Annotated in this window: 13 protein-coding genes; 7 read left to right on the top strand and 6 right to left on the bottom strand. The window is 68.3% G+C overall.

The window, feature by feature from the left end:
- Nucleotides 1-117 precede the first annotated feature (117 nt).
- The 3 genes from QHF84_RS35385 (at nt 118) to QHF84_RS35395 (ending at nt 3,642) form a co-directional block, all read left to right on the top strand.
- Nucleotides 118-2,013 carry a myxococcus cysteine-rich repeat containing protein gene (locus QHF84_RS35385; RefSeq protein ID WP_281317932.1) on the top strand — a complete coding sequence of 632 codons (1,896 nt, stop codon included), beginning with the start codon at nt 118-120 and terminating at the stop codon, nt 2,011-2,013.
- A 120-nt stretch (nt 2,014-2,133) separates the two neighbouring features.
- Nucleotides 2,134-2,751 carry a glutathione S-transferase N-terminal domain-containing protein gene (locus QHF84_RS35390; protein WP_281317933.1) on the top strand — a complete coding sequence of 206 codons (618 nt, stop codon included), beginning with the start codon at nt 2,134-2,136 and terminating at the stop codon, nt 2,749-2,751.
- 108 nt (nt 2,752-2,859) lie between these two features.
- Nucleotides 2,860-3,642 carry a hypothetical protein gene (locus QHF84_RS35395; RefSeq protein ID WP_281317934.1) on the top strand — a complete coding sequence of 261 codons (783 nt, stop codon included), beginning with the start codon at nt 2,860-2,862 and terminating at the stop codon, nt 3,640-3,642.
- A 16-nt stretch (nt 3,643-3,658) separates the two neighbouring features.
- Here QHF84_RS35395 and QHF84_RS35400 read toward each other — a convergent pair whose 3' ends face one another.
- From QHF84_RS35400 to QHF84_RS35415, 4 genes are read right to left on the bottom strand one after another with little or no spacing between them, the layout of a single operon-like run.
- The gene (locus QHF84_RS35400) at nt 3,659-4,207 is read right to left on the bottom strand and encodes a peptidylprolyl isomerase (protein WP_281317935.1); all 549 of its coding nucleotides are present in this window, start codon (nt 4,205-4,207) and stop codon (nt 3,659-3,661) included.
- A complete protein-coding gene (locus QHF84_RS35405; RefSeq protein WP_281317936.1) occupies nt 4,204-6,387 on the bottom strand; it encodes a hypothetical protein in 2,184 nt (727 codons plus the stop codon). Before QHF84_RS35405 ends, QHF84_RS35400 begins: the two co-directional genes overlap by 4 nt.
- Nucleotides 6,384-7,250, bottom strand: coding sequence for a PHP domain-containing protein (locus tag QHF84_RS35410; RefSeq protein WP_281317937.1), 867 nt, complete (start codon nt 7,248-7,250; stop codon nt 6,384-6,386). The genes QHF84_RS35405 and QHF84_RS35410 overlap by 4 nt, the downstream gene beginning before the upstream one ends.
- The gene (locus QHF84_RS35415) at nt 7,251-8,375 is read right to left on the bottom strand and encodes a hypothetical protein (protein ID WP_281317938.1); all 1,125 of its coding nucleotides are present in this window, start codon (nt 8,373-8,375) and stop codon (nt 7,251-7,253) included.
- Nucleotides 8,376-8,399: 24 nt separating this feature from the next.
- Here QHF84_RS35415 and QHF84_RS35420 point away from each other — a divergent pair, with 24 nt between their 5' ends.
- The 4 genes from QHF84_RS35420 to QHF84_RS35435 all read left to right on the top strand — a co-directional run bounded on the left by QHF84_RS35420 (nt 8,400) and on the right by QHF84_RS35435 (nt 12,957).
- A complete protein-coding gene (locus QHF84_RS35420) occupies nt 8,400-10,373 on the top strand; it encodes an alpha-amylase family glycosyl hydrolase (RefSeq protein WP_281317939.1) in 1,974 nt (657 codons plus the stop codon).
- A gap of 75 nt (nt 10,374-10,448) precedes the next feature.
- Nucleotides 10,449-11,084 carry a hypothetical protein gene (locus QHF84_RS35425; protein ID WP_281317940.1) on the top strand — a complete coding sequence of 212 codons (636 nt, stop codon included), beginning with the start codon at nt 10,449-10,451 and terminating at the stop codon, nt 11,082-11,084.
- Nucleotides 11,081-12,307: a YncE family protein gene (locus QHF84_RS35430; protein ID WP_281317941.1), complete on the top strand. Its 1,227-nt coding sequence runs from the start codon at nt 11,081-11,083 to the stop codon at nt 12,305-12,307. Before QHF84_RS35425 ends, QHF84_RS35430 begins: the two co-directional genes overlap by 4 nt.
- Before the next feature lie 95 nt (nt 12,308-12,402).
- Nucleotides 12,403-12,957 carry a hypothetical protein gene (locus QHF84_RS35435; RefSeq protein ID WP_281317942.1) on the top strand — a complete coding sequence of 185 codons (555 nt, stop codon included), beginning with the start codon at nt 12,403-12,405 and terminating at the stop codon, nt 12,955-12,957.
- Here QHF84_RS35435 and QHF84_RS35440 read toward each other — a convergent pair.
- Both QHF84_RS35440 and QHF84_RS35445 read right to left on the bottom strand, forming a co-directional pair.
- Nucleotides 12,897-13,772, bottom strand: coding sequence for a methyltransferase domain-containing protein (locus QHF84_RS35440; RefSeq protein ID WP_281317943.1), 876 nt, complete (start codon nt 13,770-13,772; stop codon nt 12,897-12,899). The genes QHF84_RS35435 and QHF84_RS35440 overlap by 61 nt on opposite strands.
- A gap of 35 nt (nt 13,773-13,807) precedes the next feature.
- Entirely contained in the window at nt 13,808-14,548 is a 741-nt protein-coding gene (locus tag QHF84_RS35445; RefSeq protein WP_281317944.1) for a c-type cytochrome, read from the bottom strand.
- Between the last annotated feature and the right edge of the window lie 53 nt (nt 14,549-14,601).

Consider the following 14,601-nt stretch of genomic DNA (forward strand, 5'->3'; position numbering starts at 1 on the left):
CCTGCGTGCTTTCCCGACGGCGATCGGCGTTTCTCCCGATCCGCGCCGTTCGTGACGCAAAGCGGGCTCCAAATTCCCCGTTCGCCATGCTTTCATCCCGCCTCGAACGGAGGATTCATGGCCCACGCCCGCGACGCTTTTTTTGCCTGCATGTTCGCCTCGACCGTGGCGCTCGCCGCGTGTGGAGACGAAGGCGGATCCACAGCCACGTCGAGCTCGAGCAGCGGCACGGCGGGCGCAGGAGGACAAGGCGGCATTGGCGGCGTCGGCGGCAGCGCTGGCGCGGGCGGCGTCGGAGGCGAAGGCGGCGCGGGCGGCAGCGGCGGTGTCGGAGGCGCTGGCGGTAGCGGTGGTGCTGGCGGTAGCGGTGGCGCAGGCGGTAGCGGCGGCGTCGGCGGCAACGGTGGCGCAGGCGGTAGCGGCGGTGTCGGCGGCATGGGTGGCACCGGCGGCATGGGCGGCGCGGGAAATGGCGGCGCCGGTGGCCAAGGCGGTGCCTCCTTCGTTTGCGGCAACGACGTCATCGAGCCGGGCGAGACCTGCGACGACGGCAACGCCATGCCGGCCGATGGTTGCTCCTCCCAATGTCTCCTCGAGCCCGGCACCATCTGCGGCGACGCCGTCGATCTGCTCGCCAAGGGCCAAAAGCAGGGCGATACGCTCGTCTATGCCGGCACCACGATGGGCTCGCCCGTCGTCGGGTTCGGCACGCCGACCTGCTCGGCCGGCGGCACCATGGCGCCTTCCATCGTGCACCGTTACATCACGGGCGCGTCGCCCTCGCGCGTCACCTTCGAGACCACCGACATCGGCGGCGCGCTCGCCGATACCGTCGCCTGGGCTTACCTCGACTGCCTCGACACCAGCGCCGAGCACGCTTGCGACGACGACAGCGGCGACGGCCCCCTCGCGCGCCTCGAAACCGCGGTCTTGCCGCCCGAGACGCCCGTTTTCCTCGTCGTCTCCGGTTATGCGGCGGCGAACGTCGGCCCCTACGAGCTCCGCGTCACCGAGCAGCCTTTCGCCCTCGCCGCAGCCTCGGGCACCTGCGGCATGCCCTCTGCCATCGGCGGGGGCAACCAAGCCGGCACCACGCTCGACACGGACGGCGCCGTCCTCTCCGCGAGCTGCACCGGCGGCGGCCCCGAGGCCGTTTATGCGCTCACGCTCCCCGGCCCGGCGGATCTCTCGGTCCGCGTCGCGCCCTCCTCGCCCCTCTTCGACGTCGGCGTCTACCTGCTCGACGCTTGCTCCATGAATGCGAGCGAACTCGCCTGCGCCGACACCCAGCTCGGCGGCCATCCCGAGTCGTTTGACCTGACGAACCTCGCGGCCGGCACGTATTACGTCGTCGTCGACGGCTTCAGCGCCATGGATTTCGGCGCGTATGGCCTCGAAGCCGTGGTCCGCCCCGTCCTCGCCCCGGGCCTCGCCTGCGATCCGTCTGGAAAGACAAACCGCTGCGACACCGGCGCCGCCTGCGTCGATCTCGGCATGGGCCCGAAATGCGCCATGGTGACGAGCCTCCTCGTGCAGGACTTTTCCACCGGCTTCGAGCCGTTCGTCGTCGTCGACGCCGGCAGCGACGGCAAGGGCTTCTACCGCTGTGATCCGCTCCTCGGCTGCCCCCAGGACAACACCACGGGCAGCGCCTCGGGCGGCGCGTACATGCTCGTCAAGGACGAGAGCAACGTCGCGCTCGACGGCGAGATCCTCGCGACGCCGACCCTCGACGCGGGCCCCTTCACGCGCGTCTTCCTCGAATTCGATCACGCCTTCGACCACTGGACCTCGGCCACGGACCGCGCCAGCGTCGAAATCTCCGTCATGGGCACGGTCAGCCCCGTCGCCACGTACACGCTCGACGCCTCGGGCCACGTCCGCCTCGACCTCTCGGCGCTCGTCGCGGGCAAGCCCTTCGTCGTCCGCTTCCATTACGACGACCAGACGGCCGGGGGAGACGCCTTGGCCGAGGAATGGCGAATCGACGACGTCCGCGTTTACGGATTGTGACGCTCGCGCCCGACGCACCGCACAATCACGCGCGGTCTTGCGCGACGGTGGACGGCGCTATCCAGGGGGAGTATGCAGCGGGGCGAAACGTCCCGTTGCGTGACGGGGAGGAGGATTCTCATGAAGGTCTACGGTCATCCGGCGAGCACGTGTACGCGCAAGGTTCTTTGTGCTCTGGCAGAGAAGGGCGTGAATTACGAGTTCGTGCTCGTCGACATCATGAAGGGCGAGCAGAAGAGCCCCGAGCACCTCGCCCGTCAGCCCTTCGGCGTCGTGCCCGTCCTCGAGGACGACGGCTTCGTGCTCTACGAGTCGCGCGCGATCCTGCGTTACCTCAACGCGAAGCTCGGCGGCCTCGCGCCGACGGACGCGAAGGACCTCGGGATCATGGAGCAGTGGATCAGCGTCGAGCAGTCGTACTTCAGCCCGCCCGCAATGAAGGCGATCCTCGAGATCTTCTTCTCGCCGATGAAGGGCACGACGCCGGATCAGGACGTCGTGGCGAAGGGCAAGGCGGACGCGGCGAAGGCCCTCGACGTGCTCGAGCGCGCGCTCGTCGGCAAGGAGTTCATCGCGGGTTCGTTCTCGATCGCGGAGATCACCTACGCGCCGTACTTCCAGTACCTCTTCGACACGGGCCTCGGCGACATCGTCAAGGAGCGCCCGAACGTCGCGGCGTGGTGGAACCGCATCAGCGAGCGCCCGTCCTGGCAGAAGGCGATCGGCAAGGCCCGCTGAGCATTCTCTCGCGCCGGTGAACGAGGGCGCGTCTCCCTGCGCGGACGACGCGCCCTCCCCATTTTCATCCCGAGGAACCAGATCCTGATGAGATTCGATGCACGTGGCATGGCGCCCCTCCTGGGCGTCCTCGTCTCCGGCTGCGCGATGCTGGGCGGACAGCCCGAGGCGCCGGAGCAGCAGACGCCGGAGCAGCAGGAGGCGCAGATCCGCGCCCAGTACGGCGACCAGATGCTGGAGGACGTCAAGGCCCTCCAGGCGCTCGGCAAAGGCCCGCAGACGTCCGGCGTGGCGAGCTGCCTCAAGATGTACGGGCAGGCCGTCGACATGGAAAAACGCGCGCAAGGGGACGCGAACCCGGAGCGCCTCGAGAGCGGCGTGGCCCAGCAATACCGCGCCTGCGCGAGTCATTGCGGCGAATCCCACCTCCCGATCGGGACGGCCGACGCCGCGCGCCCCATCGCCGCGCGCTACGAGGCCATTTGCAAGGAGAAGTCCGGCAAGATGGACTCGGTCGGTCACATCGAACGCTTCCACGCCGCCATGGACAAGCTCCCGACGACCGTCGGCGCCTTGAACATCCGCCAGGTGATGAGCGAGGCGCGCGGCGCGCTCGAGCAGGCCAAGGAGGGCGCCGGGGAATCGGCGTTCCTGGCCGAGCAGCAAGAATTCGATGCGGCCGAGGCGAAGCACAAGGACGCCGTGCAGAAGGCCTCCGCCTTCCTGCAGCGGCCCGACGTGAAAGAGCTCGAGGACCGCAGGAGGACGTTGATGGCGCAGATCGCCGATTACGAGCGCATGGGCATGAAGGCCCAGGCCGAGAAGGCCAAGGGCGACCTGCGCGGCGTCGAGGCGAAGTGGTCCTTCCTGGTGAAGGAAGCGGGCCTGTAGCAGGCCCTCCCGAGGTTCACTCCGTCCGGACGATCAGGTGGAACCCGAATTCGGTCTCCACGATATCGCTCATCTGGTTGACGGATAACTCGAACGCCGCGTCCGCGAACGGCTTGACGACCTGGGAACGCTCGATGGCCCCCACGGAGCCGCTGCGCGTCGCCGCCCCCGGCTCCTCGCTGTACTCCTTCACCACCTCGTCGAAATCCGCGCCCTCGCGCAGCTTGTCGCGCGCCTCCATCGCCCGCAGGCACGCCTCCTCGCGCGTGCGCTTCAGGGACGCGTCGGCGTTCTTCGACCCGGCGTACTTCACCAGGATGTGCTTGACGGTCACCTTCGGCGGCTCGCCGCTGAACTTCGCGCGCTGCGCGTTTGCCGTAGCAATACATAACGCGACCTTCTCCGCGTCCGGCCCGGCCGGCGCCGCTTCGGGCTTCGGCGCCTCGACGACCTTCTCGGGCGCCTTCTCCGCGGGCGTCACGGGCTCCGGGGCTGCGCCGCCACACGCCACGAAGAGCGTCGCGGCGAGGAGCGACACGAAACCGCCTTTGCTTGCCTTCATCATCCCTCTTCTCCTTCCTTGTCCTTCGGCGCCTCGACGTTCGCCGCCTTCGCCTCGGCCGGCGGCGGCGCCGCCGCGCGGTCGATCCGCTCGCGCAGCCGCCGATATCCGTCCTTCATGCGCCCTCGATGCGCGCTCACCACGATCGCCAGACCCACGAGCCAGAGCACCGCGATCGGCGCGACAGCCGTGTCCGTCACGTACACGAGCATCGGCCGGAATGGCCGATCCTTCGTCACGAGCTCGCGGCTCGCGCTCATCGAATGCCGATAATCCGGCAGCGGCAGCGGCACCGGCGTCACGCCCTCCAGCACCCCGCCGCCTTTGTCTACCCACCCATTGCCCGCTCGATCCTCGTCGAGTTTTCCGCCGCCCAGCGTCGACGCCGGCGCGGCGGCCCGCTGCGGCGGCGGCTCGTAGCTGATGTCCGACGATTTCACCGGCGACCGCGAGCTCATGGCCGCGAGGCCGATGAGCCCCACGAGCCCGAGCCCGCCGATGAGCACGACCGTCGCCGCCGCCCGCGCCGCTCCCTTCGCGAACACGCCCACGAGCCAGATGAGCCCCCAGAGCCCGAGCGCGATGAGCGAAAGAATGAACCCCGGCTCCCACAGGAACCAGAGCGACGCGAGCACGATTCCCCCGAGAATGCGCAGCGTCCGCAATCGCGACGGGCTCGTCCCCTGCCCCGGCCGCACCGCGGCCCACCCGGCCGCGAAGCCGATGCCCGACACCAGGAGATCACTGCCCTCCACCGCCCATTTCGGCCGATCTCCGCCGAGCAGCGCCAGCGGGAACACCCCCGCGGGCAATCCCACGGTCAGATGCACGCGGCTCGCCGTCAATGCATACGACGGCATCGGCACCGTCACCGTCCCGAAGAGCGGCTTCAGCCCCGTCTGCGAGAGCGATTGCACCTGCACCGTCTGGCTGCCCGTCCGGAGCGGCACCAGGATCTCCTCCGCATCCGCACCCTGCCGCATGATCCGCTCGGCCTTGCCCGACGTCGACAGGAAGATCGGCCGGCCCGAGGGCGCATACGCGAGGTAATCAACGCCGTTGTTCTCGTAGTTCACGTGATCCTGCGAGACCACGTCTCCACGCGCCGTCACCACCACCGTCCGCTGATGCGATTGCACCACCGCCGCGAGCGCATCGACGGCCGCGAGCGGCGTCACGGTCGCCTCCATCTTCTGGCCTTTTTGCATCAGAAACAGCCGCGACGTCGATTGCGACCGCGGAATGGGCGACTCCGCCGAGTCCACCTGCCGCGCGTCCCCGGTCACGGCCACGCGATGCTCCGGATCACTCTCGATGAGCCACCACTCGTAACCCGAGCGCGCGTCCGGCGCCATCGCCGCGAGCTTCGCGAGCGTGCCCGTGATCGTCATCTCCGCCGTCCGCCCCGACGTCGGCAGGACGAGCTCATTTCCCTCGACGCGGAACCCCGTCGCGCCCGTCACGTCGAGCACCTTCTCGTCGAGCGTGAGCGGCAATCGCACGACCCCGAGGTCCGTCCCCGAGCGCATCACGAGCCGATATTCGAAGCTGATCTCCCGCCCCACCCGCACCGCGCGCGAGAGCTGAAACACCGTGGGCCCGGCCTCGGCCGCCTTGTCCTGCCGATTTAGGTGGATCGTCGTCCCCACGATTCCGGACAAACGCGCTCCTTCGACCACCGCGCCCGACGCGAGATCCGCCTCCAGCGTGTTCAAGGGCCCGGGGATTTGAAGCGTCAAATCACTCCCGAGCGTCATCTTTCCTTTGAGCACGAACCGTTTCGCGGCCGTGTGCAGGAAGTACCGATCGCCCTCGAACCCGATCGCCGCTTCCTTGTCGTTCTCCGTGACCGCTTCGAGCCGCACCTCTTTTGGTGGCCCGAACAGCGGCACGTCGACGGCCCCGTCCGCGAGCACCCGGCCCACGAGCTCGAATTCGAGCGGCCCCTCCCCGACCCGACCCGAGAGCTTCAGCCGTTCGAGCGTGTAACACCGCGCCGCGCACGAAGTCCCCTTGCCGCGGTCGGCGATCCATTTCGACAGCGCATCGAGCTCGCCCGCCCATCCGCCCGGGGTCGGCGCGGTCTGGATCGGACCCGGCGCCGCCGGCGGATCGGCCGCGAGCGCCGCGCCCGGCGCGAGCATCAGCGCCGCTGACAGGAGCCCGAGCGAGCGCCGCTTCAAGCCGAGAGAATCGCCTCGATCGGCAGCGCTCGCCCCAGGATCCGCTCGATCGTCGCGACCGGCGTCCCCGCGGCGGGCCTCACGTACCGTGCATTCTGGTGATCGTCCGACGATGCCGTCCAGCATTTTTTGTGCTCCTCCGCGAATGCGCGGAACGACTCGGCCACCTCCGACTTGTGGCGCGACGTGTAAACTTCGATCCCGCTCGCCCTCCGCAAAACCGCGTGTGTCCGCTCCTTGTCGCGGTACCGGCCCGGGTGGGCCACCACGTCGAGCGCGCCGTCCTGCCGGATGCAATCGATCGCCTCCTCCGGCGTCCAGCCGAAGAGCTCTCGATCCTCCTCCCAGAACCGCACGTGATGATCACGGAACGCCGGAAACAGCGTCGTCCGCGAGGCGACCCGATCCAGCATCGATTGCAGCGCCGGAAAATCGGCCGGCGCGAGCGCCTCGAATGCGCCTTCCGGATCGATCGCGCGCCGCGCCTCCTCCGTGATCCCTTCCATCCACGCCAGCACGAACGCCTTCCATTTCGCCTGCACCCGCTCGCCCCGCCGGAACAGCGCCGTCTGCCGGAGGAGCGGCAGCACCGAGAAGCGCGGCGGAAAATAGGCGAGCACGTGAAACTGCTCGGCCCGGCCCGTCCCGAAATGCAGGAAGGAGGTCACCTCCAGGGCCGGCAAGAACATGAGCCCCACGTCCGCCGCCGCCCGCGCGGCGCGCGGCACGGCGGCGAGCACGTCGTGATCCGCCACGGCGATCACACGCATCCCGATCTCGCGACGGAAATCCACGTACGCCTCCGGCGTCGCGCGGCCGTCCGAGAACAACGTGTGCCCGTGCAGGTCCGTCGGGAGGAGCATTCAGGGCAAGAGCGAGTTCGCGATCGAGAACGAATAATTCGTGAAGGCCCCGTTCGGATTGTCGTACTTGTCGGCCTTCAGCATCTTCTCATTATCGGGGTACCACTTCTCCGTGATGTTCGCGATGCCCGTGTAATCGGCGACGAGGTACGTCTTCACGTGCGTGTACATCATCATCCGCCGCGCCTTCGCGGGCACCTGGATCGCCCCCTCGTACGTCGTGCGACCCGATCCCAGGAAGCGCGAATTCGGTTTCTCCGTGAGCATCACCTCGGGCCGCCAGTCGAGCCCGTCGTCGAAATGCACCCCGTAGGAGACCTCGTGCACGATCTTGCCGTAAATCGGGATCGTCACCCAGCCGAACCGGCTCGCGCTCTGCGCCTTGCCGATCTGCGTGTCGATCAGCGATTTGTCCACGATCACGTCGGCCCGCCAGTCCGACACCGCGAGCAAGAGCTCCGCCCCCGCGATCGGATCGTCGCCCTCGATGATCCGGTTTCGCTTCGTCGCCTGCGCCCAATCCATGAACAGGCTCTTGTTCGGCAGCTCCCCGCCGAAGATCGCGAGCGTCGAAAGCTCCGCCGCCGTGATGCTGGCGCTCGAACCCCCGGGCGCGAGGTCCGTGATCGTGATCGCGAAGTTGATCCAGTCGGCCTTCGACGGCACGATGAACGTCTTCGTGATCGCTTTGAACCCATACGAATCCATGCCGCTGTAGGTCTGCACCGGGACCTTCAGCGCGGAGATCGTCGTTGCTTTGTCGATCGCGCTCACGGTCACGGTCGCCGTGATCTTCTGGAGCCGCGCGAGATCGGTCGGCAGCGGCGACCCCGGATAGAGCTTGTCCCAGAGCATCCACACGGGCAGCTCGATCGTGAGCGCCTGACCGGCGCGCAGGAACTCGTCCGTGTTCGCGTTGACGAGCTTCACGTTGAAGCTCCCCGGGAAGCCGTCGAGCGCGAGCGTGCCCGTGCCCGGCGAGAGCTCGTCTTCGGCCTCGGCGATGGACTCGTCGCCCGGCTCGATCGGCTCGGCCACGCACCCCGTTTGCGCCCCGGAAAGGGCGATGAGCCCCGACGCCGCGGCGACGCCCGTCCCCGCCTTTCGCACCCTCACCTTGATCATTGGCCGAGGGTAAGATGAAGCCGCGTGCCGCGACAAGACCCGACCACACCCCCGCCGCTCGATCCCGCCTCTCGGCCCGATCTACGTTCCGTCCACCTGCGCGCGCGCGGCGCCTTCCCCGGCGCGAAGCCCGGCGCGACCGTGGAGATGCTCGGCGAGGTCTGCGACTGGCAAACGGGGATCCCCCTCGACGCGGCGCCGGCGAAAACGCCCGGCGAACGAATCGCCGAGGCCACGCTCGACCTCCCCGTCGGCATGTATTCGTACAAGCTCCGCGCCGGCGACCGCTGGTCGCTCGACCTCGACAATCCGCGGACGCGCTCGCGGGATCACATTCGGAACAGCGTCCTCTCCGTCGGCGGCGCGCCCGAGCCGCTGCTCTTCGCCCCCGCGCCGCCTTTCGTCGTGCGCGCGCCCGAAGCCGACCATTTCATCCTCAGCGCCGGCCTGCGCCGCGGCCACGGGGAGCACTTGCGCATCTCGTGGGAAGGTGGCGACATCGAAATGACCCGCGTCGCGGAAGAGGACGAACACGTCTTTTTCCGCGCCGAGCTTCCGGGCCCGACGAGGCCCCTTCGAATCCGATTCGATCCCGGCCCAACCGAAGCTTTTTCCATCGCCCCCGCCCCCGCGGACGATCTCCCCGCCTGGTGGAAAGACGCCGTCCTCTACACCATCTTCGTCGACCGTTTCGCCCCGCGCCCCGGCGCCTCGTGGGGCCACGATCCCGGCCGCGATCGCCCTGCCGGCGGCCACCTCGACGGCATTCGCGTGGTTTTGCCTCGCCTCGCCGACCTCGGCGTCACCGTCCTCTACCTCACCCCCACGATCGTCGCCACCTCCTGCCATCGCTACGACCTCGTCGATCCCCTCCGGATCGACCCCGCCGTCGGCGGCGAACCCGCCTTCGAACGCCTCGTCGCGGAGGCCCGCGCCCGCGGAATCCGCATCCTCGTCGACCTCGCCTTCTCCCACGCCGGCCGCGGCTTTCCGCCCTACGAGGACGTCCGCGCCCGCGGCCTCGACTCCCCGTTCGCCGCCTGGTTTCACTGGACAACCCCCTCCCGAGGCGCCCCCAAGCTCCGCCATTACGGCCGGCGCAAGGACGCCCCATTGCTCGACCTCGATCACCCCGAAGTCCGGGCCCTCGTCCTCGCCGCCACCTCCCGCTGGGCGAAACGTGGCGCCTCCGGCCTGCGGCTCGACATGGCCGCCGAGGTCCCGCACGACCTCGCCGTCGCCATTCGCGACACCTTCCGCCGCGAAAATCCCGACAGCGTCGTCCTCGGCGAGCTCGTGCCCGCGCACGCCCACCGCTGGACGAGCCGCGGCGCCCTCGATTGCGCAACCGATTTCGGCTTCCACGATGTCCTCGTCGATTTCCTCGCGAAACGCGCCGTCCCCGCCGAGCTCGCGGCCCAGCGCCTCGCCCTCCTCGATCTCGACCGCGGCGCGCCCGGCGCCCGCTCGCTCCGGTTCGTCTCGACACACGACCACCCCCGCTTCGCCAGCATCGCCCGCAAGCACGGCGGCCCCTCGCGCCATGGCCTCCTCGGTCTTTTCGTCCTCCTCGCGTGGCCCGGCGTCCCTTCGCTTCTTTATGGCGAGGAATACGACCTCTTCGCCGAGACGCCCGTCGCCGAGCCCGAGGACGTCTGGCCCGATCGAATGCCCCTACCCCTCCGCCCCGACCCCGCCGGCGAGCGCGCATTCTCGATCGTCCGCTCGCTCCTCGCCCTCCGCGCCGCACACCCCGCGCTCCGCCGCGGCGGCCTCGAAATCCTCTTCGCCGAAGGCAGCCTCTTCATCTTCCGCCGCACGCATGGGGGCGAAGTTTTCGATGTCGCCGTCAATCTCGGCGCCCCCGTCGACGTCGACCTCGAAGACGACGAATTCCCCGCGGCGTCGCTCCTTTTCTCCCTCGGCGAGGCTCGCCTCTCGCGCCAGACGCTCACGCTCGCCGCGGACGCGGCGGCCCTCGTCCTTCGTGCCCGCTGAAGGCCGCGCTGGCCCCGGGCGCTCGATGCGCTACGCTCCGAGGAGCCACGGGCCGCGCGCCGAACGGAGCTTGCCATGAAAAACCTATTTCATCTCGCCCTTTTGATCCCGCTCGCCTCGGTATCCCTTTATGCCTGCGATCACGAGGAGGAGGAGGGCGTCCCCGCGGGATACGAGGACGTCGTCTACGGCGGCACCACCACGGACGAAGCGCTCGCCGCCTTCCTCGCCGCCACCGAAGCGAGCCCGCCCGCGAACGTCGCCTCCCAGGCGCCCACGCTGATCTCGCCCGCGGCCGGCACAATGCTCTCGGCCTCCACCATTCCCACATTTTCCTGGCTCGTCGGCGGCACCTCACGCCTCACGCCGCCCGGGCCACCGTCCTTGCTCCCCGCCGAGCCGCACGCCGAGCCCCTCCTCGCCCCGCTCGCCGCGCTCCTCGGCCCCGTCCGCGCGGCGCACGCCCACGGCACGCCGTTCACGGGATATGCGACCTGGCTCGTCGTCTCTTCCGACGCCGATCCCAAGCTCGCCCGCGTCTTCACGAGCGAGACCTCGTGGAAACCCACGGACGCGATCTGGGCACGTATCACCGCGGCCAAGGCGCCCATCACGGTCGAGCTCCAGGGCGCGCAGCTCGTCGACAATCGCATCGACATGGATGGCGGCCCCTTCCAGGGCAGCAAAACCACCTTTACGATCACGCCATGAGCGCTCCTCACTTTCGCGCCCTCGCCGGCGCCGCCCTGCTTTTCGCCCTGCCTGCGTGCGGAGAAGCCCCCGTCGAGTATCGCTACGATGCGTACACGGGCGAAGCCTTCCCCGATCGCCGCGAGCCCGTCGCCGTCCCTCCGGGCGGACTCGGAATCGTCACGGACAGCCTCTCGGATACGCTCTCGCTCGTCGACCTCGGCACCGGCGCGAGAATCGGGCACGTCCCGGTCGGCCGTGATCCCGTCGGCCTCGACGGCCCCCACCACATCGCCGTCGATCGAACCGGCGGATTCGTCTACATCGGCCTCTCGTACCCCGTCGTCGCGACCGGCGGCCCGCACGCCTCGCACGGCAGCAGCGTCCAGCCGGGTTACGTGCAAAAGCTCGCGCTCGACGATTTCCGCATCCTCGGCCAGGTCCGCGTCGACGCGAATCCCGGCGAAATCGTGGCCTCGGACGACGGCCGCCGTGTCGTCGTCTCCCATTACGATCTCCAGCGCGCCATCAAGAACGCGGGCAACCTCGACAAGGCGCGCGCCACGATCGCCCTCGTCGACCCCGAGGGCGTCCTTCTCACCGGCTCGGCCGATCCGCCGCGGATCACCACCTGCGTCGCGCCGCACGGCATGGCCCTCTCGCGCCCCGACGGCGCCCGCGCCTACGTCGCCTGTTATGGCGAAGACTCCGTCGCCGTGGTCGACCTCGACAAACGCGAGGTGCTCGATCGCATCCCCGTCGACGCCGCCGGCGGCTCGATCGGCGATCCGCAATATGGCCCCTATTCAGCCATCCTCTCCCCCGACGGAAAAACCCTGGCGCTCGGCAACACGGTCTCGAAGGACGTCCGTTTCTTCGACATCGAGGCGAATGCGATGGATCCGGACCGCCAGATCGACACGCTCGGCGCGCCCTTCTTCCCGGCCTTCTCCGCGGACGGCAAGCGCCTCTGGATCCCCATGCAATCCCCCGACGCGCTCGTCCTCTGGGACCTCGAAAACAACCAGGAGATCACCCGCCGCGATTTCATGGGCGACGAATGCAAATGGCCGCACGTCGTCGATCGTCTCGACGACACGCGCATGATCCTCATCTGCGAGGGTGATCACGTGGCGACAGGCAAAATCCTCGTGCTCGACGCGGAGACACTCGCGACGAAGAGCGAGGCGATCGCCGGCGTGTATCCCGACGGCATCGCGCAGATCCCGGGCGCGGGGCCCTGAGCCGACGCTGCCACCGGAGGTGCTGCCGGACGCCCGCATGGATCGGCAATTGACACCCTGCCCATGGCCGTGATACCGGCCACCACATGCCCCAAATGACGGAATTTCTCGAGCGCAGGCTCGCACGACGCTTTCGCGCTCACGACCATGATCTCAATGGTTTTTTGCAGCGCTCTGACTTCGAGATATCGGCCGTGCGTATGGCCGAGGAGTTCGGCCACGGGCCCGAGTCTGCCGCCCGGCAACGGCTCGTCGAGATCAGCTTGGGCTTGTGGGAGCACCTGCGGAAGGTCGCCGACTTCGACGCGGACGACCGCATCAGCTTGGCCGAGTACAAGGCCGCGTTCGCGGCGGGCATGCTCGAGACGCCCGAATCGTTTGATCAGAGCTATGTCCCCTACATCAACGCGGTGATGGATGTCGTCGATCTGGATCGCGACGGGAAGCTCACCGTTTCCGACGAGGTTCGCTGGATGGGATCGTTGATGCGCGTGCCCGAAGACATCGTTCGAGCTGCGTTCCACCGCATCGACAAGGATAACGACGGCTTCATCACCGTCAGCGATCTGGTCGAGACCATTCGTGGTTATTACTTCGACGAATCGCCCGACTCCCCCGGCCACTGGCTCCTCGGCCCGCTCGAAGTCTGACCTCCCGGTTTGCGGCCCCAAACCTGAAAGAACAGGTGCGAAACGACCAGTGTATCGGGGTCGTCGCAATGGCGCTTCAGGTCTTGCGTGAGCGCGTTCAGCTCCTCGTCACTGGCGAAGCCATCCCTGACGAGCTCGTCGCGGACATTCTGGACGAAGTCGAGGAAGATGCTCCGGCGGTTATGGCCGTGCGGGTAGACGTGGATCACTGGATTTACTTGAATGCCCACGATCCCGGCGTCACGCAGCATCCGGTGGACTCTCCGCCCGACGAACAGGTCGACGCCCTTTGCGCGCGTATATGCCTGAAAAATCTCGCGCAGACGATCCCAGGCAGGAGAAGGTGGGTCGCACATGTGCGGTAGATAGTCCGCCTCGTGGCTCGCAATGACGCCTCCCGGACGCAGCAAGGAGACCATCTCTTCGACGACTCGTTCTGGCTGAGGAACGTTCACGAGCAGCAACCGACAGAACACCACGTCGAACGATTCTTTGGGGAGGTTCGTGGCCCTCGCGTCCCCTTGCACGACCTCGACGTTGGTTCTCCGTTGCTCCGCCATGTGCTTGCGCGCCGAAGCGACGAAGGCCTCGTTCTTATCCAGCCCGACCACGGTCCCAGACGGCCCCACGCGCTCGGAGAGCAGCTCGAGCACCCCCTGCGGCCCGCAGCCGAGCTCGATGGCCCTTGTGCCCGGGCGAATCTCGAATTGATCGAGCAACCACCGGGCCTCACCCGCGAGCTCCTGGATCTGCTTGCGGAGACGCTCTTCCTCCCGCGCGCTGCTCCCGAGCAGATAGAGGTCGGATTCCGACATCGTGAATGCCATCTCCTGAACGGGTGTCGGGTCTGTCAAGGAACCCCGAGAAACGCGAGCAGATCCCCCATCTGCTCGTCCGAAAGCACTTCCATCGAGAACGGCGGCATCTGCCCGCCATACCCTAGAAACCCGCCGTGCCGCGTCTTCTGCACGAAGACGAGCCTGCGTTGCTCCGGCGTGTACGTGCCGAGCGGGTGATCGGCGAGCGTCTGGTCGGGCAGGATCGGCGCCCGCGCCACGAGGCGGCCCTCGCCCGTCTTCACGGTGCCGTGACAGCTCTCGCAGGCGCGCCTGTAGACGGACGCGCCCGCGGTCGCGTCGCCCGCGGACGGCGCGGTGATCTGCACGGGCACCGTGAACGGCCATTCCTGCTCGTCCTCCGGCCCGGCGGGCAAAGCGTCGAGGTACGCATAAAGCGCGCGGCCCCGCTCGTCCTCGGCCGACCAGGATTTGCTCGACAGCATGAAATAATAAAGGCAATGGTTCATCGAGCGGAGCAGCTCGCGCTCCATTCCGCCCCAGTACGAGGCCCGACGCGTCACCCCCGCGAGCGGCGCGCCGGGCAGGATGGGCCCGTCCGCGGCGGGCTTCGACGTCGGGTGGCACGTCGCGCAGGAGAACGCATTCGCCTGGGTCTCGGTGATCGTCGGGTCCGAAAAAAGCGCCTTGCCGTGGTCCTCCGCCGAGCCCTCCACGATCTCGGGCTCCGGCTCGCACGCGCAAAGGAGCCCCGAAAGGAGCGAGGCTCCGGCCAGAAATGACATCCATCGCATAGAGCCCATCGTAGCAGCCGCCCCTCGAGCTGGCTTGTGCACGGCGCGCAGGC

It is taken from the genome of Polyangium sp. y55x31, assembly GCF_029946505.1.
Taxonomy (GTDB): Bacteria; Myxococcota_A; Polyangia; order Polyangiales; family Polyangiaceae; genus Polyangium.